Raw genomic sequence first — 19178 nt, 5'->3', positions numbered from 1 at the left:
CAAAGCAGACAGCGCCGGTGGGCGATATTACGCAGTGCCCAGGACTTTTGCTGCCTGAGGGTCAGGCCGGGCGCTTGAAGCACACCATCTTGGGCCGGAATCGCTGCAGCACCTCGCCGCGCTGGTTCCTGGTGTGGGAGAGCACGCGCACCAGGGCCCGGTTGGGTTTGGACTGGGAGGGAATGATCTCCACGATTTCGGACTCCACCTGCAGCACGTCACCGGGACGGGTGGGCTGGGGCCAGGCCAGCTCTTCCATGCCGCCGCCGATCACGCCGTCGGCCAGGGGAATGCTCTGCGTCACCAGCAGCATGCTGATGGAGGCCGTGTGCCAGCCGCTGGCGGCCAGGCCCTGGAAGAAGGTGTGCTTGGCGGCTTCGGGGTCGAGGTGAAAGACCTGGGGGTCGAACTGCCTGGCATAGGCAATGATTTGCGCCTCATCCAGCGGGTAGCCCTCGCTGACGAACTTCTGGCCTACGTACAGGTCATCCAGATACAGTTTCTCGCTCATTGGCGTCCTCTTTCATGCCGGTGTATGGGGTGGCCGACAGTATGCGCGGCGACGGTCCGGGCCGCTGTTGCCAAGGTGCCATGGCGCTATGCTCGGACACATGAATTTCGAGTTTGAAGATTCCGAGATCGCGGCAATCAGCCTGCAGAACGGCGCGTTGCAGATCCGCTTTTCCGCCGCCCGTGTGCATGACGGTGAGCGAACAGGGGCCGGTCAGGGCCTGTGGCAGCCATTGCTATTGATATGCGAGCAAATTGCGAAGTCCAATAAAGGGCTGGAGGCGGATTTGACTCCAATTATGGCCGCCGTGGGCCGCGTCCGGCAAACGCAGCTGCATATCGCCGGGCAGCGCCTGCGCCGTCTGCCCCTGCCTTTTGCCAGCGATGCGGGTTTTGTGCTGGAGCTGGAAATGGGCGACGGTCTGTGGTGCCGGCTCAAGGGACAGGGGCTTGCGCTGCAGGCTCTGCCCAGCCAGTCGTCGGTGGACTCCTACCAGTGCTGAAAGCGCTCCTGGCCTCTGCATTGCGCTTGATGCCGGACACCGGCGCGGCCTGAATCAGAGGCGCCGGGCAAGGGCCGGCATGTCCTTGCCGCACAGCGCCCAAGAGGGATGCGGAATCCTAGAACTCCAGGTTGTCGATAAGCCGGGTGTTGCCCAGACGCGCCGCGCCCAGGGCCACCAGTTCGCCGCTGCGCGCATCGACAGGTGTCTGCAGATCGCTGCGCTGGCGCACGCTCAGATAGTCGGGCTCCCAGCCCTTGGCGCGCAGCGCGGCCATGGCCTGCGCTTCGAGATCGGCCAGATTGCCGCCCTGGCGCGCGGCATCGGCCAGGGCCTTGAGTGCCTGGGACAGCGCCATGGCCTGCACGCGCTGCTCGTCGCTGAGGTAGCCGTTGCGCGAGCTCAGGGCCAGGCCGCTGTCGGCGCGTGCCGTGGCGCAGCCGATGATCTCGATGGGCAGGGCGAACTGCTGCACCATGCGGCGGATCACCATCAGTTGCTGATAGTCCTTCTGTCCGAAAACGGCCGTACCGCCGCCCGTGGTGGCAAACACGGCCTGGAACAGCTTCATGACCACGGTGCAGACGCCGGTGAAGAAGCCGGGGCGGAAGTGGCCTTCCAGGATGTCGGCCAGTTGCGCGTCGGGCTGGACCTTGAAGGTCTGCGGCTCGGGGTAGAGGTCTTTCTCCCTGGGGGCGAAGACGATGTCGCAACCTTCGGCCTCCAGCTTGGCGCAGTCGGCATCGAAGGTGCGCGGGTAGCTGTCGAAGTCTTCGTGAGGCAGAAACTGCAGGCGGTTCACGAAGATGCTGGCCACGGTCACATCGCCGTGCTGGCGGGCCTGGCGCACCAGGCAGAGATGGCCTTCATGCAGATTGCCCATGGTGGGCACGAAAGCAGGGCGGCCGCGACCGGCCAGGGCGGCGCGCAGGTCGGCGATGGTGTGAACGATTTGCATGACTCAAACAGTGGGGAAAACGAAAACAAGGGCCCGGACTCACCAGGCGTGCAGGGCATTGTCGGGGAAGCTGCCATTCTTGACAGCCTGCACATAGGCTTCCATGGCGCCTTTGACACTGCCTGCGTCGGCCATGAAGTTGTGCACGAACCTGGCCATCTTGCCCAGGTTGACGCCCAGCATATCGTGCAGCACCAGAACCTGGCCGGCCGTGCCATTGCCCGCGCCAATGCCGATGGTGTGGCACAGCGGCAGCTCTTCGGTCAGCTGGGCGGACAGGGCGGCGGGCACCATCTCCAGCACCAGCATGGAGGCTCCGGCGTCCTGCAGCTCCAGCGCATGCTGGCGCAGCGTGGCTGCGGCCTGCTCGTCCTTGCCCTGGACGCGGTAGCCGCCCAGTGCATGCACGGTCTGCGGCGTCAGTCCCAGGTGGGCGCAGACGGGTACGCCGCGATCGACGAGAAAGCGCACGGTGGGAGCGGTCCAGCCGCCGCCTTCGAGCTTGACCATATGGGCGCCGGCCTGCATCAGCTGGCAGGCGCTGCGCATGGCCTGCTCGGGACTTTCGGCATAGCTGCCATAAGGCATGTCGGCAATCACCCAGGCCGTGGCCTGGGCGCGGTGCAGGCCGCGCGTGACGCTGGCCGTGTGATAGGCCATATCCTGAAGCGTCACGCCCACGGTGCTGTGCAGGCCCTGGCAGACCATGCCCAGCGAGTCGCCGACCAGAATGCACTCCACACCGGCCGCGTCGGCCACGGCGGCAAAGGTGGCGTCGTAGGCGGTCAGCATGGTGATTTTTTCACCGGCAGCGCGCATCTGGCTCAGCCGCGGCAGGCTGACGGGGCGGCGCTGGGGCTGGGGCGAAGAGGGGGGGATGGTGCCGTAAGGCGTGCCGGTAGCGGTCATGAGCTGTCTCCTGATATGTCTATGGCCTGGCCCCGCAGAAAAAGCCTGCAGGCAAATTTGCCCGCGAGTCTATGCGATGCTGCGCTGCAGCGCCACGTTAAAACAGGGTATGGCTGCTGTCGTCCGCCTTACTATGCTGTGGGCTCAGCTTTGCATGGCCCTGCGTTTTCCGGCCTTTCATTTCTTTTTGCACAAGGTTGTTCATGTCCATGCCCGAGTCCCTGCAGCCGTCGGTTTCAGCGCCTGTGCCAGCCGTGGCCTGGCAGGGACTGCGCAACGTGAGCTGGCTGGAGTCGCTGTCCGACGAGAGGCTGTCGGTGCTGGCGGGGCAATGCCTGTGGCACCGGCTGGAGGCGGGACAGGTGCTGCACGGTGCCTATACCGATCAACGCATGTACATGCTGATCAACGGCCAGCTCAGTGTCGGCAGCTACAGCGCCAGCGGGCGGGCCATGATTCTGGGTTATCTGGAGCCCGGTTTCTTTTTTGGCGCGTTCGCGCCGCAGCCGCCGGTTCGCCATGTCTCCGTGCAGGTGCAGGCCACGCATGAGAGCCTGGTTGCGTCTCTATCGAATGCCGAGCTTGAAGCGCTGATCATGAGCGATGTTCTGGTGATGCGGGCCGTGGTCCAGCGGCTCAGCGAACTGGCAGGGGTGCTGGCGCGGCGCGTGGTCAGTCTCGGCACCCTCTCGGTGCGCGGCCGTCTGCATGCCCAGTTGCTGGAGCGCGCCGAGATGGCGGGCGTCGAGAACGGCGAGGCACTGCTGTCGCCGGCTCCGCGCCAGAACGATCTGGCCCTGATGCTGGGCACCAGCCGCGAAGAGGTCGCACGCGAGATGTCGCGGCTCACGCGTCTGGGCTTGCTCAGACGCGAGGGACGCAATCTGCGTCTGTGCCGTGTGGATGGTCTGCGACTTCTGCTAGAGGAAGCGCATTGATTTTCCGTAATGTGGAATGAGTTTTTGCGTGAGAAAACGCACAGACGGCCTGCGGGGCCGGGCGCATAGTTCAGCCATACAGCAGCGAGACAGGTCTTCTTTCCGCTGCTGCGCCGTTGAAAGGATTGAAAAATGCGTGCCCTTACCCGTTTGTTGACCGCCGCCGTGCTGACCGCCAGCGCCGCTGCGGCCATGGCTCAAGACCTCCCCCAAACTTCTGTAACCTCCAGCAAAAGCCGTGCCGAAGTGATGGCCGATCTTGAGATGTACCAGCGTGCGGGTCTGGGCTATATGCCCACGCCCGCAGCCTATGTCGAGACCGAGTTCAGCGGCGAGTACCGCAAGGCTTACGCCGAATACCAAAGACTGCTGGCCAGCCCTGCCTACACGGCTGCCGTGGCCAAGTACCAGTCGCAACTGGGCGGCAAGTAACAGAGTTCTCTCTTAGCCATCCGACAGAGATGGCCCATTGGTGGATGCGCGCTGAGGGATTCCTTCAGCGCGTTTTTTTATGCCGGCAATGCCAGGCGGATGGATTTAGCAAGTTTGATAGCATTCGGCGCATGTCGACAGTGCGCTTGCAGGTGATCTGACTTGAAAACCGTTCTTGATTTCACCGCTCCCTGGCAGGCTGGAGCAGCCCGTCTGCAGCATGGTTTTGGCGTTCCCGAACAAGTCTTGCAAGCGCATCGACCTGAGGACGTGCCTGCTGTGCTGGAGGCCGTGCAGCAGGCAGCCGAGCAAGGTCTGTGGTGCGTGGGCTGGCTGGCCTATGAGGCGGCCAGCGCTTTTGATCGCGCCTATGCCGAGGCCGTGCATGAGGCCGCCGCTGGCCAGCCCCTGGCCTGGTTCGGCTTGCACCGCGCGCCGCTGGCGATGGAAGTATCGCCCCGGCCAGTGCATGCCGCGGCGATACATTGGCAAACGGCGCTCAGCCGCGAACAGTTCGATGCCGATGTGGCGTGCATTCATGCGGCCATCGCGGCGGGCGACTGCTATCAGATCAATTACACGGCCCCTCTGTCCGCCGAGATTGCGGGGGCGCAAGAGCCGGATTCTTCCGCACTGGCCCAGGCGCTGTTTGCAAGGCTGCAGCAGGCCCAGCCCGGAGGCTATGCGGCCCTGGTCGATTGCGGCGACATGCAGGTGCTGTCGCTGTCCCCGGAGCTGTTTTTCGACTGGGACGGCGAGCGGATTCTGACCCGCCCCATGAAGGGCACCGCGGCGCGTGGCAAGACCCCGGAAGCTGATGCACGGGCTGCGCAAACCATGCGCGAGTCGGTCAAGGAGCAGGCCGAGAACGTGATGATTGTGGATTTGCTGCGCAACGATCTGTCACGCATTGCCGTGCCGCACAGCGTGAAAGTGCCGCAGCTGTTTCAGGTCCAGGCGCTGCCGGCTGTCTGGCAGATGACCTCGGATGTGGTGGCACGCACGCGCCCGGATGTGCGGCTGGTGGATGTGTTCGCAGCGCTGTTTCCCTGCGGCTCGATCACCGGGGCGCCCAAGCGTCAGGCCATGCGTCTGATTCGCGAGCTGGAGCCCGAGCCCCGAGGCGTCTACTGCGGCGCTCTGGGCGTGGTGCGGCCGGGGGCCGGGCCGGGGCGTATTCACGCCAGCTTCAATGTTCCCATTCGCACCGTGGTGCTCAAGAATGGGCATCTGAGCTGCGGCATAGGCAGCGGCATAACGGCTAGCGCCAATGCGGCCGATGAATGGATGGAATGGCAACACAAGCAGGCTTTTCTCAAGGTGCTTGAACAAGGCGTCGGCGTATGAATACGAATCTTGAAATCCTCGAAACCCTGGCACTCAAGGATGGCCGCTGGCAGAACTGGGCTTTGCACTGGGCCCGTTTGCAGATCACGGCGCAGCATTTTCGCTATCCGTTGATGCAGATGCAGCTGGAGTCCGACATGGAACGCATGGCCAGTCAGACGCATTCCATGGGCGACTGGCGCGTGCGGCTGGCCCTTTCGGCCACGGGCGAGATGCAGATCACGGCAGAGCCACTGCCGCCCACTGCTCAGCCCGTTGCGTTGCAGCTGGCGCATCGGCCCATCGTCAATGCGGTGGCGTACAGCGATGTGGTGCGTTTCAAAACCTCGGTACGTCAGCATTACGACGCTTTCAGACCCCAGAGCACCGGCATTTTCGATATCGTACTTTTCAACGAGGACGGCCAGATCACCGAAGGCACGCGCGGCAATATTGCCGTGCAGCTCGATGGGCGCTGGGTCACGCCGCCGCTGCAATGTGGCTTGCTTCCGGGCGTGGGGCGGGCGCTGGCCTTGTCGCAGGGACGGCTGACGGAGCAGGTGGTGACGCTGGAGCAGGCGCGTCATGCCGGCGGCTGGGCCTTCATCAATAGCCTGCGCGGCTGGCTGGATGCTCGTTTGATCGCCTAGGGGCGGTTTGTTATTGTGCTGACGTAAGCAACCTGGAGGAGTCTCAGCCATGGATGACGACGACTTTGATGCCCTGTACCTGGACCTGATGAAGGAATTCCTGGCCACTGCGACACCACTGCAATGGCTGGCCGTGGTCACCACCATGAACTACGACAACGGCAGCGCCTTGCCCGACTGGATCAGCAAGCATCCCAAGCTGGAGCCCGCCGTTGCCAAGGCGCTGTATTGGTATCAGCAGCCGGGCTACTTCCAGCACTATGCCTCGCAGGACAAGGTGCCCGGCATCAACCGCCCGGGCTGGGCCCGCATACAGGCGCTGAGCCAGCGCTTCGAGCAGGGCAATCTGGCTCCCGCCACCATCGGCTGGGACCCGGCCAATGATCTGGCCTCGCCCACGGGCAATGAAAAGCACCCGGGCTATGACTGGACCAGCGAAGCCGTCAAGGGCGATGAGGCCAAATGGCAGATCCCGGCCATCATGCTGCTGGCAGTGCCCGGCGAGCAACCCGATATCTATGCCTATGTCGACGAGCATGGCTGGGAAGACGGCATGCCGCCCCATGTCCAGGAAGAGCTCAATGCGGCCATGGATGGAGATGAAGTCGAGGACGAGGACTAGCGCCTGCGTGCCCGATTGCTGCGCTCACATAAGCCTTTGCGTGAGGCACTGTGGCGCATGAAGCGGCAGATGTCCGTGCTGCGGTTGAAGCAGTTGCCACCGAGGGGCGCGGCCGGGCCGGTTCAGGCCATCCAGTGGTTGGCGAGCAAAACAGCTCTTTAGGTATCATTTTACGATACCTTGCGAAGAAGAGCTTGGCTTGAACGAGCGAATTTTCTACTATTCGTTCACCACAACTTTCGAGACCCGCTCATGAACCCCCAAGCCATCACCAGCCACAAGCCTTCCTCCGCATTTGTCGGCGCATCCTGGGCCGCCTTGCTGCTGGGTGTCGTCGCTTTCATGGCCGGGCTGTGGAATGCAGCCATGCAGCTCAACGAGAAAGGCTTTTACTTTGCCGTGCTGGTGTTGGGTCTGTACTCGGCCATCTCGTTGCAGAAAACCGTGCGCGACAAGCTCGAGGGTGTTTCCGTGACCGGTATCTACTACGGCATCAGCTGGGTGGCGCTGATCATCGCGGTGCTGCTGCTGGGCACAGGTCTCTTCAATGCCACGTTGCAGCTCAGCGAAAAAGGTTTCTATGCCATGGCTTTTGCACTGGCCCTGTTCGGTGCGATTGCCGTGCAGAAAAACACCCGCGACAGCCTGAGCGCCGATGATGGAGCTGCAGAGCGCAAGCGCGGCAAGAGCGAGCGCAGCGGGCCCGCTCTGGTGGTGACCGATCCCGCCAAGTCCGCCGATGTGCCGGAGCAGGTGGCAAACAACCGCTAAGCTGAAAATCGTTTTACCGCTGAATCTCAGGCGCCCCTTGGGGGCGCCTGATTGCATTGGCGCAGCTGCAGTTGCTGCGCCACAAACTGCTTGAAGACTTCCTGCAGCACGGCATGGGCCGTCGCGTCCTCGGGCCGGGTCTGCAGCTGTGCCAGCGCCAGGGCCGCAGCCTCGAAACTGGAGAGCTGCCCGGGCAGATGGGCTTTGCGGATGGTGTAGCCGGAGTCCTCCACGCCGAGCAGGGGCAGGCGCGGCAGGGTCTGCAGTGCAGGATTGAGATAGAGCATCTTGCGGCTTTTGCGCCAGGTGCCGTCGATGATCACCAGCCGCAGACGCTCTGGCGGCTGCGGCCAGGGCAGAGGCAGGGGGCCGGCCGCAGCCAGCCCCAGTGCGGCATCCTGGCCTGCTGTATCGGGGTAGAGCAGCAGGCTGTGGCGGGGCGCACTATCGGTATCGGCCCGGCTGGCCCATCTTCCATGCAGAGCCGCTTCCAGCTCGGCTGTATCGAATTCCTCGCCCACCATGACCCGGCTGCGGGGCAGGCACAGATGCAGCAGATGCCCGGTGCCCTTGGCTTCGTGCACTTCCATGGGATGCATGAGGATCAGCACTTCGACCTGATGTGCGACCGGCCTGGCCAGCGCGCAGACGCAGGTGCGCAGCGCCCGGTGACAGCGGGGGCAACGGGGGCGAGGCTCGGGTTTGCTCATGATTCAGGAGCTGCTTGCTCTTTTAGGGTAAGTGGTTGAGGCGATTTTTATCTCTAACCAAGGTCCCTGAAACAAAAACGCCCGCAAGCATGGCTGCGGGCGCTCTATGGCTTGTGCGGCCGAGGGCTTAGAGACGACCCTTGAAGTAGGTGGCCTTGTCCATATCGGACACGTCCACGCTCAGCTGCACCAGTACATCGGCAGGCTGGGGCACCAGACGGCGCAGGACTTCGGCAATGCCGTCCGACATCTGCTTCTTGGCTTCGGTGCTGCGACCGGCCATCAGCTGCAGATGCACATGGACGAAGCCACGGTTCTCGGGCTGGGTGCCGATATAGACATGGTCCATGTTCAGACGGGCAATGCGGGCCTTGACATCGGCTTCATCGAGAACGGTGGGATGGGAGCAGACCACGGCGTTGATGTCGCGCATCAGTTCGCGTTCATTCAGGCCGGTCAGGTTGTCGGTGTATTCAATATGCAGATGAGGCATGGAGTTCTCTCGCTCGATTTGGGAGGCAAAAGCCGTTTTTACAGCATCTGGGTGGGCACTTTGTGGCGCAGCTCAACCTGTTTGTTGCTGTCGTCCACAAAGACCAGCTGCGGCTGGTGCTCGGCCACATCGCTTTCATGAACCTGGGCGAAGGCGGCAATGATGAGCAGGTCGCCCACGCTGGCCCGGCGAGCGGCCGAGCCGTTGACGGAAATCATGCCCGTGCCGCGCTCGCCCTTGATGGCGTAGGTCACAAAGCGCTCGCCATTGTCGATATTCCAGATATGGACTTGTTCGTTCTCAGCAATGTTGGCGGCATCCAGCAGATCCTCGTCGATGGCGCAGGAGCCTTCGTAGTGCAGCTCGCATTGCGTGGTCTTGACGCGGTGGATCTTGGATTTGAGCAGGGTGCGGAACATGTTTGTCTCTCTGGGGCGCTTTGCGCGTTGCTGAAATGGGGCAGGCCTGTGCTTGCGAAAAATCACGCAAGTCTAAATGCGATCGGCAAAACCCATGTAGTTCATTGAGGGCATTGACAGGGAAATGCGGCGCCTTTGCATTCCCGGGGTGGAAAGCTCTGCCAGTCGCTGATGTAGGACGATGTGACGATTGTCGTTGTGATTGTTGTTTTGTTGCGAATTCAAGGGTTGTAACTAATGTTTCATTTTCACTTTGTTTAATGACTTCAGTCCCAGACGGGGCCCGTCCAAGGCAGGCCGTAGCCGTACTGCATGGGCTTTCTCATTTCTACAAACACAGTGAACAGCATGAAACGAACTCTTCTCGCCCTTGCCGCCCTGACCGTCTCCGCCGGCGCCCTGGCTCAATCCAGCGTGACCGTCTTTGGCGTGGCCGACGTGTCGGTGGCCCACATCTCCACGACCGGCAAAAGCGTGTCCGGTCTGGCCAACGGCGGCAACTCCAGCAGCCGTCTGGGCTTTCGCGGCGTGGAAGATCTGGGCGGCGGCCTGAAGGCTGATTTCTGGCTGGAAGGCAGCCTGAGCGTGGATGACGGCACGGCTTCGGGCTTCAAGTTCGATCGCCGCTCCACCGTCAGCCTGCTGGGCAACTTCGGTGAAGTGCGCCTGGGTCGTGACAAGACCCCCGCCTACCAGAACCTGGAAACCTTCCATGCCTTCGGTGACACAGGCATGGGCGCCATCAACGGCCATAACCTGATCAGCGGCTCGGCTGCAGGCACCTCCGAAGGCTCCAACCCCAAGCGCAACTCCAACGCCATCAGCTATCTGCTGCCCAAGCTGGGCGGCGTCTACGGTCAGCTGACCCACAGCTTTGGCGAGCAGGCCGGCGACCACAGCCTGGCCAGTTCCACCGGCCTGCGTCTGGGCTATGCCAACGGTCCCCTGAACGTTGCCGCAGCCTACGGCATCGCACGTGGCGGTACGGCTGTCGCTGGCGTGGACTACAAGACCATGAATCTGGGTGCTTCCTACAACTTCGGTGTTGTCACTCCCATGCTGCTGATAGCGTCCGATCGCGGCAACGGCAAGCGTGTCGATCTGTACAGCCTGGGCGTGAAGATGCCTCTGGGCGCCGGCGAACTGCGCGCCGCCTATACCTGGTACAAGGACAAGAAGCAAAGCGATGCGGACTCCCAGCGTCTGGCTCTGGGCTATGGCTACAAGCTGTCCAAGCGCACCGAAATCTATGCGGCCGTGGCACGCATGAGCAACGACGACAAGGCTTCCCGCAAGCTGGGTTCGTCGCTGAGCCCTACACCCGCTGTGGGCAAGAGCCTGACGGGTTACGAAATCGGCCTGCGCCACAATTTCTAAGAGCATGGGCAGCAAAGAGCTGCGGCGGCCGCCGCACTCTGCTGCCTGATGATCTTGCCGAGTTAGGCCTCCTGGTGGGAAAGCCGTCTGACTCTCAGCAAGCTGGCCCCGCAATAGCGGGGCCTTTTTTTGTTGCAGCTGCGCGCCTGCCCTCAGGACAGGTCGAGCACGCAGCCGTCGCCGATGCTGTCGCGCCAGACGCGGATGCGGCTGGGCGCGGGCTCAAGGTCGGCCAGGGCGCCGGCGATGAAGAGACAGAGGTTTTCCAGAGTGGGCTTGCCCAGGCCCGGCACTTCATCGAGAAAGTGATGGTCCAGCTGATCGCGCAGCAGCTCCAGGCGCGCGCGCAGGTGGCCGAGGTCGATGACCATGCCGTTGTCCGGATTGCGCGGGCCGGTCACGCTGACTTCCGCCCAGTAAGTATGGCCGTGAATGCGGCGGCTGCTCTCGGTCTCGATAGCGCGCTCCAGGGTATGGGCGGCATCGAAGAAAAAACGCTGGTGAACGGTGAACTGCATAAACGTTATTTCTGGCTTTGCGCATGCAACTGGCGCGCACCAATGCCAGTGACAGCAAGCAAGGGCCTGGGCCGGCCGCGCTGCCCCGCAGCGAGGCTATCGTCTCCCTCCCGCGTAGCGAGAGAGGGGGAAGGCGCGAAGCGACTCAGGGGGTGTTTCATCGAATGCCCGTGAGCTTGTGGGTTTGCAGGCTCAGGCGCCAGCCGGGGCGTTGCATGCATTGCTCGATACAGGCGGCAATATTGCCGCTCTGCTGGGCGTTGTCCATGGGCTGCAGAAAATAGTGCTGGAAATCGGTGCTGGCTTCAATGGCAGCCAGATCGAATGTCGGCTGAGGCCAGACCAGCTTGAGCTCCTGGCCGCTGCGCTGAATCCAGTCGGCGCCAGCCTTGGGGCTGATGCACAGCCAGTCTATGCCCTCGGGTGCAGCCACCGTGCCGTTGCTTTCCACCGAAACACGAAAACCGCGCGCATGCAGGGCGGCGATCAGGGCCTGATCGACCTGCAGCAAAGGCTCACCGCCCGTCAGCACCACCATGCGGTGCAGGCTGTCGTCGGCAGGCCACTGGCTCAGAATGCGCTCGGCCAGCGCATCGGCCGTGGCGAACTTGCCGCCCAGCGTGCCGTCGGTGCCGACAAAATCGGTGTCGCAGAACTGGCAGATGGCATTGGGCCTATCCTGCTCGCGGCCGGTCCACAGATTGCAGCCCGCAAAGCGGCAGAACACCGCGGGCGTGCCGGCCTGGCCGCCTTCGCCCTGCAAGGTGTAGAAAATTTCTTTGACGCTGTATGTCATGTCGTATGTGTCGCGTCAAGGCGCGGTGGAACAGAAGGCTGGCGTGCTGCAGCCCGGGATGCGAATGTAAGCCCTTGCTGAACTTCTGGTGGCCATAGGGTTACAAGGCGCTTGCCTTGCAGGCGGCCGCAGGCTTCACACCGGGGTATAGGCCAGGCGCACATAAATCGGCGCGTAGGCTTCGGCCTGGGTGATTTCGATCAGCGTTTCCTTGGCCAGCTCCAGCATGGCGATAAAGGTCACGACCAGCACGGTCGAGCCTTTTTCCGGATTGAAGATGCGCTCGAATTCCACGAAACGCTGGCCCTGCAGCTGCTTGAGGATCTGGCTCATGTATTCGCGCACCGACAGCTCTTCGCGCGTGATCTTGTGGCTTTGCACCAGCTTGGCACGCTTGAGGATGTCGCGCCAGGCGGCTTGTAGCTCGCCGATTTCCACATCCGGAAAGCGCGGTTGCAGGCTTTGCTCGATATAGACCGTGGCCTTGAGAAAGTCGCGTCCGTAGGTGGGCAGCTGTCCCAGCTGCTGGGCGGCAAGCTTCATCTGCTCGTACTCGAGCAGGCGGCGCACCAGCTCGGCGCGTGGATCCTCGGCTTCCTCGCCGTCCTCCTGCTTCTTGGGCGGCAGCAGCATGCGCGACTTGATCTCGATGAGCATGGCCGCCATCAGCAGATATTCGGCTGCCAGCTCCAGATTGCGGCTGCGCACCTCGTCCACATAGGTCATGTACTGGCGCGTCACGTCCAGCATGGGGATGTCGAGGATGTTGAAGTTCTGCTTGCGGATCAGATAGAGCAGCAAGTCCAGCGGGCCTTCAAAGGCTTCGAGAAAGACTTCCAGCGCGTCGGGCGGGATATAGAGATCCTGGGGCAGCGCAAACAGCGGCTCGCCATACAGGCGTGCCAGAGCCACCTGATCGACGACCGAAGGCGACGGGTCAGGGGCATCCGGGTTCTGGCCCGGCAACAGGGTCTGTTCTTCAGCCTCGCTCATGGTCTGCTATGAATTGCAGAGCTGAGCGCGCTTGATGAGTAAGCGCTTGAGGCTGATTTCATCGAAAAGATCAGGAGTGGTTGGTCTGGTACACGTAGGGCTGTTGTTCCACGCGGCCGGCGCGCAGATCTTCCCAGACTTCATAGTTCACGTCCTTGTCCCACAGCAGGGCGCGACCGGCTTGCTGCTGCTTGTCCAGCTCGGGCTTTTGCTGCTTCAGGTCGTTGATGAAGTTGGTGGTGTCGGAACGGTAGTCGGGGCGACGGAAGAAAGACATATGTGTAAAACCTCTCAGAACAGCGGATTTTAGCCCGTCGCGGACCGCAAGCCCGCTGCGGGCTATTTCAGATCCTTGAGACAGATCTGCGCGAACTCCTTGCAGTCGTCCGAGGTCAGGGGCGAATCGACGATCTGCTGCAGCACGGCGGCAAATTCGGAGGCTCCGACCGGGTTCGGGTCATTGCGCTGGAAGTCCTCGTCCACGCGCATGGTGCGGTTCAGCCAGCCTATCACCTGCACACTGGGTTGACGCTCCAGCGACGCCAGCAAGGCCGGGGTGTAGGTGGCCATGGGGTGTTCCTCGATCAGGCTGCCGAACGGGCCGGGGCCGCCGTAGTCGAGTTCGGGATAGGTTTCGATCAGCGTCAGGATATGCGGCAGAACCTGCTCCAGTGCGGCATCCTGCAGTGTCTCCAGGTGTTCGTAGACGGGATCGATGATCAGCCATTTGTCCTGCTGGTCCCGGGCCGCCTGCGCGGCGTTGGTGAATTGGGAAAACAGTTGCTCAAGGGTTGTGTTCACGAGGGATGGCTCCGTTTTGACAAGCGTTTGCAAAAGTGGCGCGCGTGCGCGGGTGGCTTGCTGTCAGAATTCGCATTCTGTCTGGCAAGCATTGTGATTCAAGCCCATGAATATTTTTTCGCGTATGACGGCGGCCCTGGCGGCGGCTGCGATCAGCACCCTGGCGCTGCTGGGCTGCGACGAGCAGAAGATCAAGGAGCTGGAGGAAGGTCTGTCCACCGAGTCCGATGTGCGCGCTAAGTTTGGCGAGCCCGAGCGAATCTGGAACGAGGAAGATGGCTCGCGCACCTTCGAGTACAACCGCCAGCCGGCCGGTGCCAAGAACTACATGATCACCATAGGCGCTGACGGCAAGATGAGCGCGTTGCGCCAGGTGCTGGCCCCGCATGTGTTTGCCAAGGTCGTGCCCGGCATGGATGAGAACCAGGTGCGCCGCATGCTGGGCAAGCCCGCGAAGATGATGACCTACCAGCTCAAGCAGGAAACCGACTGGGACTGGAACTACATCGATCCGCCCGCACGCGAGATGCAGTTCACGGTGACCTTTGGCTCCGATGGCCGGGTGCTGCGTACGCTCAACCGCGAGCGCCTGCCCGACGAGCCGCGCGGCTGATCGCCTGCAAGACGGCTGGATCTGCCAGAGCCCTGTCTGCGATGGTGCAGACAGGGCTTTTTTGCACCCGATCCAGAAGCCGCCCAAGTGCCGGACTGCTGTGCGAGGGGGGATGCGGTGCTTCTTAATCAATAGCTTCAAGCGCTTTACCAGCATGCGATTAAGGCCGAGAAGACTGAAATTTCAGCAGCGATCGGCACCGAAATGCCCCTCTACGGTTTGTTGCGTTGCAGCAAATAATGCACATAGAGCATGAGTCCATCCGTAAAATTAAGGGGTTTCCCGGTGTTACCCACGCCGGCTCGTCCCTGGTCTTTATCGAGACTTCGGGCACTCATCTTGCTGTCCTACCCGACATGTCCACACCGCTATCTTCTTCCGCCGGCCCTGCTCTGGCCGGCCGCATGGATGCCCCCGCTGCTGCGGCATCGGCCGCTTCGGGCCTGCGCCATGGCCGCGTCGAGGACGCACAGGCCCTGTTCACGGGCTCGCTGTTTGTCTCCATCACCATGATGCTGTTTGCGCAGGCGGGCTTGCTCACGGGCAGCACGGCGGGCATTGCCTTTTTGCTGCACTATGTGACGGGCCTGCCTTTCGGCGCCATCTTCTTTGTCATCAATCTGCCGTTCTACTGGTTCGCCTGGAAGCGCATGGGCGCGGAGTTCACGATCAAGACCTTTGTCTCGGTTGCCATGCTGGCGCTGATGGCCGATGTGGGCCCGCGCTTCATCCATATCGACTACCTGAATCCGCTCTATGCGGCCGTGGCGGGCGGCTTGCTCATGGGATCGGGTTGCCTGTTCCTGGCACGGCATCGCTCCAGTCTGGGCGGAGCCACCATCGTCTCGCTCTATCTGCAGGACCGCTACGGCATTCGCGCCGGCAAGGTGCAGATGATGATCGATTGCAGCGTGGTGCTGATGGCGCTGGTCATCGTGCCGCTGGAGCGTGTGGCGTACTCGGTGCTGGCGGCGGTGATCATGAGCATGTTTCTGTGGATCAGCCATCGCCCCGGCCGCTATCAGGGCAACTGAGGTCTGTCATCCATGAAAAAAGCCCCGCCCGGTCTGCACCGGGGCGGGGCTTTTTTCATGGGTCTCGCCATCAGGCGACGTTGATCGTCTTCTGTGCACTCAGTGTCTGGCCCTGCTCATCCTTCCACTGCATCTGCAGCTCGCCGCTTTCCCGGGCCACAAAGGTGAACTCGATATAGGGGTTCTGGGCAATCGAGATGCCGGGCTCCCAACTGAACAGCAAGGCGTTGCCAAGCCGGGCTTCAAAACGGCTCACGATATTGCGCGGGCGCACCTTGCCCGTGGCAGGGTCGGTGCGCAGACCGCTTTCCATGACATGTTCCATCTGCGCGCGCACGCGCAGGATTTCGCCCTTCTTGGGGTTGGCATTGCTGACCCATACGCGGGGTGGTTTATTCATCAAAATTCCTTTCAGTTCAGGCATCTATCGTGAATGTGGATGCAGCTACGCCCCGTACCAGAAGTGGGCCTGGGCCAGCAACCGCCGCGCAAAGGCCGCCCTGCCGCGCAGGCGGTGTCCCCCTCGGCCACGCAAAGCGTGGCACAACAGAGGGGGAGGGAGCGCAGCGACTCAGGGGGGGTTTCCAGATTCACATGCCGCAGCCGCTGGCGGCTACCGTCGTTGCCTGCTTTGCTACCAGCACCTTGCCGCTTTTCATGCGCGCCAGGGCGTGCACGGTCTGCGACTGGGACAGGCGAATGCGCACCGCCGCCTCTGCCGTGCCTGCGGCCGCAGAGAATTGCAGGCGGCAAGTCAGCGGCGAGGGGTTGAGTTCGGCCAGCACGATGATTTCCTCGCACCAGTCCTGCTCGGTGATGGGCAGCGTCACCTTGACCTTGACGGGCACGGCACTGGGGTTGTCGGCCAGCACGGGCACATCGAGCTGCAGACCATCGGCCTGAGTGGCCTTGCCGCCGGTGAATTGCTCCATGAGCTTTTTGAACTCGGCCGGGTTCGGCGCCAGTGGCCCGACCAGCGGAGTCTTGGCCGCGCTGCTGGCTTGCGCCAGAGCCGATGCGGGCAGAGCCAGACTGGCCCCGGCTGCCGCCGCGCCCAGCACCATGCTTCTACGGGTGGTGTTCTTGAACATTGCTTCTCTTCAATCCAATTAACAAAACTTCAAAAATCGCACCGGCTCCAAGCGAGAGACGCCAAGCAAGAGCCGCCTCGCGGCGGGGGCGCCTAGCAGAGGGCGTCGTCCCCCTCCCGAAGAGAGAGGGGGAAGCGGCAAAGCCGCTCAGGGGGAGATTTAAGTGCCCAGGAAATCTCCGAACTTGCCGTTGATCCAGGCAAAGTCCTCCTTGACCAGATCGGAGGTGCGCACATCCATGTCGATCTGGGTTTGGTTGACCTGGCCGCTGGCGTCCACCTCGTATTCGAACTTCACCGAAATTTCCTCCTGAGGGTCGCCGTTGACCATCATGTAGCAGAGGTTGTCGGGCAGCCGGGCCACGACCTCCTTGCCGGCCACGCGCTCGGCAATGTTGCGGGCAACGATCTTGCCGATGTAGTTGGCCACATGGCCGCTCTTGGGGTAGTGGCCGAACTGGGGCGAGATCGCGCCCATCAGATCGCCGACAAAATACACGCGGTCGTCGCTCCTGGCATGGAACAGGCGGTTGTGCATATCGGCCCAGCCCGTGGGCTTGCCGGTGGCCGCATCCTTGCCGATCAGATCGGCCTTCCAGACCATGTCTGCGGCCTGGTGGGGCGGCATGAGGATGGCATCGTCAAACTTGAAGTCGCCTGCAGCGGTCTTGATCTGCTTGTTGAAGGGGTCCACTTCCTTGACGCCGGCATTGGGCACATGGGTGATGATGTCTGCGTACAGCTCCTCGAAAGCCTGCTTGTAGCCCACGCCGATAGGTGCGATCTTGGGCTTGGGGTCGAGAATCAGGATCTTGCCGGGAATCTTGTTCTTCTTGATATGCCAGGCGATCAGGCAGGCGCGCTCATAGGGCGAGGGCGGGCAGCGATGCGGCGGTGGCGGCAGCGTCATCACCAGCGTGCCGCCCTTGAAGTTCTTGACCTTGCTCTTGAGCGAGAGCATTTCCTGGTTGGGGATGTAGGCGTTGGGAAAGTGGGTGCGCGTGTACTCGATGGCGCGCTGGTCGTTGCCGAACCAGGCCTCGTAATCGTTGCGAATGCCGCCCGAGAGAATCAGGAAGTCGTACTCAATCAGGCCATGGGCCGTGCGCACCAGCTTTTTGTCGCGCTCGAAGCCCGTGACTTCGGTCTGCAGCAGCGTGTAGCCGTATTTGTTGGCCGGGTGCAGCATGTCGCGGTTCACGAAGTCCGTGCCAACGATGTCCACCAGCCACTTGTTGCTCATGGGGCCGGACCAGAAGGTCGGATTGCGCTCCAGCAGCACGACGTCTGAGTTCGGGATCAACTCGCGCAGATAGCGCGCAGCTGTCATGCCGCCCCAGCCGCCGCCGCAGATCACGATGCGCGGACCCTTGCCCTGGCGCGGCAGGATGGGCGACTGGCTGCTGATGATGGCGGGTGCAGCCATTGCCGGGCCGGCAGCGGCGCCCAGGGCGAGTGCGGGCGGAGTCCAGAGGAAATGGCGACGTTGCATGAGCATTGCTCCTGTAATGGGAATGAGGGCCTGATCAAGGCCTCGGATTCGATGGAGGGAAGCAAGCTTGGGCGCAGCGCGATGGGATTGCCTCTCAGCCGACACGCGGCACAAGCAGAGCTGGTGGCTGGAGATTCTAGGAGCAGGCCCTGATCCGGAATCGGTGAATACCCAAGCGAAGCCAGCGCTATTGCTGGCGCAGCAGGCGCAGGCTGACAAGCGTTCCGAGCAGGATGCCGGCAACAGCCACAAAGCTGGCCAGCGACAGCGTGGACAGCCCGCTCAGCCCCTGGCCGATGGAGCATCCTGCGGCCAGCACGCCGCCAACGCCCATCAGCAGGCCGCCACCGGCGCTGGCAGCCAGGCGGCTGGTGCTGTCAAATCCTTCCCAGCGCGCCGTGCGGCTGCCAAGGGCTGCGAGAAAGGCACCGGCGAGCACGCCTGCCGTCAGCGCCAGGCCTATGCCGGGATCGCGTCCCACGGACAGTTGCAGATAGAGCAGGGCCTCGGCAATCGGGCCGATAAAGCTCAGCGAGGTGAGGCGGGCCGGCTCGAACTCATCGACACCGATATGCGCGGTGATCCACCAGCCGGCAGCCACCAGCAGGCCTATGAGCAGCGCGCTGCACCACTGCAGGCGGCTTTGGCGCAGGCCGGGACGCAGCAAGGCATAGGCCAGTAGCAGCAGGGCCAGACCAAGCGTCAGCAGCCATGTATTCAAGGAAGACAGATAGGCGGGCAAGGTGGCGTGAGCCAGAGAGAGGGGGGTGAGGGCCTGCAGCCACAGCCGCAGAGGCGTCAGCACACCGGTCATGGCCAGTTGCGCGCCCAGCGCCAGAAACACCAGGGTGACCAGAGAGCGCAGATTGCCTCCTGCCAGCAGCACCAGAGAGCGTGCGCCGCAGGCGCGTGCCAGCACCATGCCGACGCCGAACAGCAAACCGCCAATCAGCACGCCAGCGATGGAAAAGCTGGGCCGCGCAATGGCGGCCTGGCTCAGATCGAGCATTCCCAGAGCCTGTAGCCCCTGCGAGGCCAGCAAGGCCACGGCCAATGCCAGGGCAAAGGCCTGCAATGCAGGTGCCTGGCCCGCAGCGACTTCGGTATCTCGCCCCATTTGCTGGCGCAGCCCGCGCAGCAGACAGAAACGCCCCAGCCTCGCGGCGACGCCGAAGGCCATGCCCAGCAAGAAAACAGACCACAACAACATATCAGTCGTTCAA

The 19178-nt window shown here is 62.6% G+C and carries 25 protein-coding genes; 10 read left to right on the top strand and 15 right to left on the bottom strand.

The window, feature by feature from the left end; translation table 11 throughout:
• Positions 1 to 61 precede the first annotated feature (61 nt).
• Positions 62 to 511 (bottom strand): MaoC family dehydratase, encoded by a 450-nt coding sequence (locus DJFAAGMI_RS08890; protein WP_043006184.1) that lies wholly within the window; start codon positions 509 to 511, stop codon positions 62 to 64.
• 100 nt (positions 512 to 611) lie between these two features.
• Here DJFAAGMI_RS08890 and DJFAAGMI_RS08885 point away from each other — a divergent pair, with 100 nt between their 5' ends.
• The gene (locus tag DJFAAGMI_RS08885; protein WP_211456871.1) at positions 612 to 1013 is read left to right on the top strand and encodes a hypothetical protein; all 402 of its coding nucleotides are present in this window, start codon (positions 612 to 614) and stop codon (positions 1011 to 1013) included.
• 118 nt (positions 1014 to 1131) lie between these two features.
• On the opposite strand, the gene panC is transcribed toward DJFAAGMI_RS08885, so the two are convergent.
• Both panC and panB read right to left on the bottom strand, forming a co-directional pair.
• Complete coding sequence (gene panC / locus DJFAAGMI_RS08880) at positions 1132 to 1971, bottom strand: pantoate--beta-alanine ligase (protein ID WP_211456870.1); 840 nt, start codon at positions 1969 to 1971, stop codon at positions 1132 to 1134.
• A gap of 39 nt (positions 1972 to 2010) precedes the next feature.
• Entirely contained in the window at positions 2011 to 2880 is an 870-nt protein-coding gene (panB, locus tag DJFAAGMI_RS08875) for a 3-methyl-2-oxobutanoate hydroxymethyltransferase (RefSeq protein WP_211456869.1), read from the bottom strand.
• 203 nt (positions 2881 to 3083) lie between these two features.
• Between panB and DJFAAGMI_RS08870 the strand changes: the two genes are divergently transcribed.
• The 6 genes from DJFAAGMI_RS08870 (at position 3084) to yiaA (ending at position 7619) form a co-directional block, all read left to right on the top strand.
• The gene (locus DJFAAGMI_RS08870; protein WP_211456868.1) at positions 3084 to 3818 is read left to right on the top strand and encodes a Crp/Fnr family transcriptional regulator; all 735 of its coding nucleotides are present in this window, start codon (positions 3084 to 3086) and stop codon (positions 3816 to 3818) included.
• A gap of 132 nt (positions 3819 to 3950) precedes the next feature.
• Positions 3951 to 4250, top strand: coding sequence for a DUF4148 domain-containing protein (locus tag DJFAAGMI_RS08865; RefSeq protein ID WP_211456867.1), 300 nt, complete (start codon positions 3951 to 3953; stop codon positions 4248 to 4250).
• Between the two features lie 162 nt (positions 4251 to 4412).
• Positions 4413 to 5597: an aminodeoxychorismate synthase component I gene (gene pabB, locus DJFAAGMI_RS08860; RefSeq protein WP_211456866.1), complete on the top strand. Its 1185-nt coding sequence runs from the start codon at positions 4413 to 4415 to the stop codon at positions 5595 to 5597.
• On the top strand, positions 5594 to 6226 hold the full coding sequence (locus tag DJFAAGMI_RS08855; protein WP_211456865.1) for an aminotransferase class IV: 633 nt from the start codon (positions 5594 to 5596) through the stop codon (positions 6224 to 6226). The genes pabB and DJFAAGMI_RS08855 overlap by 4 nt, the downstream gene beginning before the upstream one ends.
• A 49-nt stretch (positions 6227 to 6275) precedes the next feature.
• Positions 6276 to 6848, top strand: coding sequence for a DUF4274 domain-containing protein (locus DJFAAGMI_RS08850; protein WP_043006170.1), 573 nt, complete (start codon positions 6276 to 6278; stop codon positions 6846 to 6848).
• A 252-nt stretch (positions 6849 to 7100) separates the two neighbouring features.
• On the top strand, positions 7101 to 7619 hold the full coding sequence (gene yiaA / locus DJFAAGMI_RS08845) for an inner membrane protein YiaA (RefSeq protein ID WP_211456864.1): 519 nt from the start codon (positions 7101 to 7103) through the stop codon (positions 7617 to 7619).
• A gap of 26 nt (positions 7620 to 7645) precedes the next feature.
• Here the strand turns inward: yiaA and DJFAAGMI_RS08840 are convergent, their stop codons facing one another.
• The 3 genes from DJFAAGMI_RS08840 to panD form a co-directional block, all read right to left on the bottom strand.
• Positions 7646 to 8329: a tRNA-uridine aminocarboxypropyltransferase gene (locus DJFAAGMI_RS08840; protein ID WP_211456863.1), complete on the bottom strand. Its 684-nt coding sequence runs from the start codon at positions 8327 to 8329 to the stop codon at positions 7646 to 7648.
• A gap of 127 nt (positions 8330 to 8456) precedes the next feature.
• Positions 8457 to 8822 (bottom strand): 5-carboxymethyl-2-hydroxymuconate Delta-isomerase, encoded by a 366-nt coding sequence (locus tag DJFAAGMI_RS08835; RefSeq protein WP_167004920.1) that lies wholly within the window; start codon positions 8820 to 8822, stop codon positions 8457 to 8459.
• A 38-nt stretch (positions 8823 to 8860) separates the two neighbouring features.
• On the bottom strand, positions 8861 to 9241 hold the full coding sequence (gene panD / locus DJFAAGMI_RS08830) for an aspartate 1-decarboxylase (protein ID WP_003051941.1): 381 nt from the start codon (positions 9239 to 9241) through the stop codon (positions 8861 to 8863).
• 348 nt (positions 9242 to 9589) lie between these two features.
• Here panD and DJFAAGMI_RS08825 point away from each other — a divergent pair, with 348 nt between their 5' ends.
• Entirely contained in the window at positions 9590 to 10618 is a 1029-nt protein-coding gene (locus DJFAAGMI_RS08825; protein WP_211456862.1) for a porin, read from the top strand.
• A gap of 152 nt (positions 10619 to 10770) precedes the next feature.
• On the opposite strand, the gene DJFAAGMI_RS08820 is transcribed toward DJFAAGMI_RS08825, so the two are convergent.
• The 5 genes from DJFAAGMI_RS08820 to DJFAAGMI_RS08800 all read right to left on the bottom strand — a co-directional run bounded on the left by DJFAAGMI_RS08820 (position 10771) and on the right by DJFAAGMI_RS08800 (position 13726).
• Positions 10771 to 11136 (bottom strand): 6-pyruvoyl trahydropterin synthase family protein, encoded by a 366-nt coding sequence (locus DJFAAGMI_RS08820; protein WP_211456861.1) that lies wholly within the window; start codon positions 11134 to 11136, stop codon positions 10771 to 10773.
• A 157-nt stretch (positions 11137 to 11293) separates the two neighbouring features.
• On the bottom strand, positions 11294 to 11932 hold the full coding sequence (gene queE, locus DJFAAGMI_RS08815) for a 7-carboxy-7-deazaguanine synthase (protein WP_211456860.1): 639 nt from the start codon (positions 11930 to 11932) through the stop codon (positions 11294 to 11296).
• A gap of 135 nt (positions 11933 to 12067) precedes the next feature.
• The gene (locus DJFAAGMI_RS08810) at positions 12068 to 12925 is read right to left on the bottom strand and encodes a segregation and condensation protein A (RefSeq protein ID WP_003051948.1); all 858 of its coding nucleotides are present in this window, start codon (positions 12923 to 12925) and stop codon (positions 12068 to 12070) included.
• A gap of 70 nt (positions 12926 to 12995) precedes the next feature.
• Positions 12996 to 13202 carry a DUF3460 family protein gene (locus tag DJFAAGMI_RS08805; RefSeq protein ID WP_003051953.1) on the bottom strand — a complete coding sequence of 69 codons (207 nt, stop codon included), beginning with the start codon at positions 13200 to 13202 and terminating at the stop codon, positions 12996 to 12998.
• A gap of 62 nt (positions 13203 to 13264) precedes the next feature.
• The gene (locus tag DJFAAGMI_RS08800; protein WP_211456859.1) at positions 13265 to 13726 is read right to left on the bottom strand and encodes a hypothetical protein; all 462 of its coding nucleotides are present in this window, start codon (positions 13724 to 13726) and stop codon (positions 13265 to 13267) included.
• A 106-nt stretch (positions 13727 to 13832) separates the two neighbouring features.
• Here DJFAAGMI_RS08800 and DJFAAGMI_RS08795 point away from each other — a divergent pair, with 106 nt between their 5' ends.
• Both DJFAAGMI_RS08795 and DJFAAGMI_RS08790 read left to right on the top strand, forming a co-directional pair.
• Complete coding sequence (locus tag DJFAAGMI_RS08795; protein WP_211456858.1) at positions 13833 to 14339, top strand: outer membrane protein assembly factor BamE; 507 nt, start codon at positions 13833 to 13835, stop codon at positions 14337 to 14339.
• Positions 14340 to 14695: 356 nt separating this feature from the next.
• Positions 14696 to 15373, top strand: coding sequence for a YitT family protein (locus DJFAAGMI_RS08790; RefSeq protein WP_211456857.1), 678 nt, complete (start codon positions 14696 to 14698; stop codon positions 15371 to 15373).
• Positions 15374 to 15443: 70 nt separating this feature from the next.
• On the opposite strand, the gene soxZ is transcribed toward DJFAAGMI_RS08790, so the two are convergent.
• The 4 genes from soxZ to DJFAAGMI_RS08770 form a co-directional block, all read right to left on the bottom strand.
• Positions 15444 to 15773: a thiosulfate oxidation carrier complex protein SoxZ gene (gene soxZ, locus DJFAAGMI_RS08785; RefSeq protein WP_211456856.1), complete on the bottom strand. Its 330-nt coding sequence runs from the start codon at positions 15771 to 15773 to the stop codon at positions 15444 to 15446.
• 190 nt (positions 15774 to 15963) lie between these two features.
• Positions 15964 to 16464, bottom strand: coding sequence for a thiosulfate oxidation carrier protein SoxY (locus tag DJFAAGMI_RS08780; RefSeq protein WP_211456855.1), 501 nt, complete (start codon positions 16462 to 16464; stop codon positions 15964 to 15966).
• A gap of 159 nt (positions 16465 to 16623) precedes the next feature.
• Positions 16624 to 17955: an FAD-dependent oxidoreductase gene (locus DJFAAGMI_RS08775; protein ID WP_211456854.1), complete on the bottom strand. Its 1332-nt coding sequence runs from the start codon at positions 17953 to 17955 to the stop codon at positions 16624 to 16626.
• Between the two features lie 187 nt (positions 17956 to 18142).
• A complete protein-coding gene (locus DJFAAGMI_RS08770; RefSeq protein WP_211456853.1) occupies positions 18143 to 19165 on the bottom strand; it encodes a YeeE/YedE family protein in 1023 nt (340 codons plus the stop codon).
• Between the last annotated feature and the right edge of the window lie 13 nt (positions 19166 to 19178).

It is taken from the genome of Comamonas brasiliensis (assembly GCF_018292285.1).
GTDB classification, from domain to species: Bacteria; Pseudomonadota; Gammaproteobacteria; order Burkholderiales; family Burkholderiaceae_C; genus Comamonas; species Comamonas brasiliensis.
The sequence above is the reverse complement of the archived record's forward strand: the minus strand, read 5'-3'. Positions and strand labels throughout refer to the sequence as shown.

Excerpts from the sequence above, each read along its gene's own strand:
- DJFAAGMI_RS08850 (WP_043006170.1), top strand. The coding sequence starts at position 6,276 with ATGGATGACGACGACTTTGATGCCCTGTACCTGGACCTGATGAAGGAA.
- DJFAAGMI_RS08890 (WP_043006184.1), bottom strand. The coding sequence starts at position 511 with ATGAGCGAGAAACTGTATCTGGATGACCTGTACGTAGGCCAGAAGTTC.
- DJFAAGMI_RS08795 (WP_211456858.1), top strand. The coding sequence starts at position 13,833 with ATGAATATTTTTTCGCGTATGACGGCGGCCCTGGCGGCGGCTGCGATC.
- DJFAAGMI_RS08820 (WP_211456861.1), bottom strand. The coding sequence starts at position 11,136 with ATGCAGTTCACCGTTCACCAGCGTTTTTTCTTCGATGCCGCCCATACC.
- panC (WP_211456870.1), bottom strand. The coding sequence starts at position 1,971 with ATGCAAATCGTTCACACCATCGCCGACCTGCGCGCCGCCCTGGCCGGT.
- panD (WP_003051941.1), bottom strand. The coding sequence starts at position 9,241 with ATGTTCCGCACCCTGCTCAAATCCAAGATCCACCGCGTCAAGACCACG.
- DJFAAGMI_RS08855 (WP_211456865.1), top strand. The coding sequence starts at position 5,594 with ATGAATACGAATCTTGAAATCCTCGAAACCCTGGCACTCAAGGATGGC.
- DJFAAGMI_RS08770 (WP_211456853.1), bottom strand. The coding sequence starts at position 19,165 with ATGTTGTTGTGGTCTGTTTTCTTGCTGGGCATGGCCTTCGGCGTCGCC.
- soxZ (WP_211456856.1), bottom strand. The coding sequence starts at position 15,773 with ATGAATAAACCACCCCGCGTATGGGTCAGCAATGCCAACCCCAAGAAG.
- DJFAAGMI_RS08885 (WP_211456871.1), top strand. The coding sequence starts at position 612 with ATGAATTTCGAGTTTGAAGATTCCGAGATCGCGGCAATCAGCCTGCAG.
- yiaA (WP_211456864.1), top strand. The coding sequence starts at position 7,101 with ATGAACCCCCAAGCCATCACCAGCCACAAGCCTTCCTCCGCATTTGTC.
- DJFAAGMI_RS08825 (WP_211456862.1), top strand. The coding sequence starts at position 9,590 with ATGAAACGAACTCTTCTCGCCCTTGCCGCCCTGACCGTCTCCGCCGGC.
- DJFAAGMI_RS08840 (WP_211456863.1), bottom strand. The coding sequence starts at position 8,329 with ATGAGCAAACCCGAGCCTCGCCCCCGTTGCCCCCGCTGTCACCGGGCG.
- DJFAAGMI_RS08835 (WP_167004920.1), bottom strand. The coding sequence starts at position 8,822 with ATGCCTCATCTGCATATTGAATACACCGACAACCTGACCGGCCTGAAT.
- DJFAAGMI_RS08805 (WP_003051953.1), bottom strand. The coding sequence starts at position 13,202 with ATGTCTTTCTTCCGTCGCCCCGACTACCGTTCCGACACCACCAACTTC.
- DJFAAGMI_RS08865 (WP_211456867.1), top strand. The coding sequence starts at position 3,951 with ATGCGTGCCCTTACCCGTTTGTTGACCGCCGCCGTGCTGACCGCCAGC.
- DJFAAGMI_RS08870 (WP_211456868.1), top strand. The coding sequence starts at position 3,084 with ATGTCCATGCCCGAGTCCCTGCAGCCGTCGGTTTCAGCGCCTGTGCCA.
- panB (WP_211456869.1), bottom strand. The coding sequence starts at position 2,880 with ATGACCGCTACCGGCACGCCTTACGGCACCATCCCCCCCTCTTCGCCC.
- DJFAAGMI_RS08810 (WP_003051948.1), bottom strand. The coding sequence starts at position 12,925 with ATGAGCGAGGCTGAAGAACAGACCCTGTTGCCGGGCCAGAACCCGGAT.
- DJFAAGMI_RS08780 (WP_211456855.1), bottom strand. The coding sequence starts at position 16,464 with ATGTTCAAGAACACCACCCGTAGAAGCATGGTGCTGGGCGCGGCGGCA.
- queE (WP_211456860.1), bottom strand. The coding sequence starts at position 11,932 with ATGACATACAGCGTCAAAGAAATTTTCTACACCTTGCAGGGCGAAGGC.
- DJFAAGMI_RS08775 (WP_211456854.1), bottom strand. The coding sequence starts at position 17,955 with ATGCAACGTCGCCATTTCCTCTGGACTCCGCCCGCACTCGCCCTGGGC.
- DJFAAGMI_RS08790 (WP_211456857.1), top strand. The coding sequence starts at position 14,696 with ATGTCCACACCGCTATCTTCTTCCGCCGGCCCTGCTCTGGCCGGCCGC.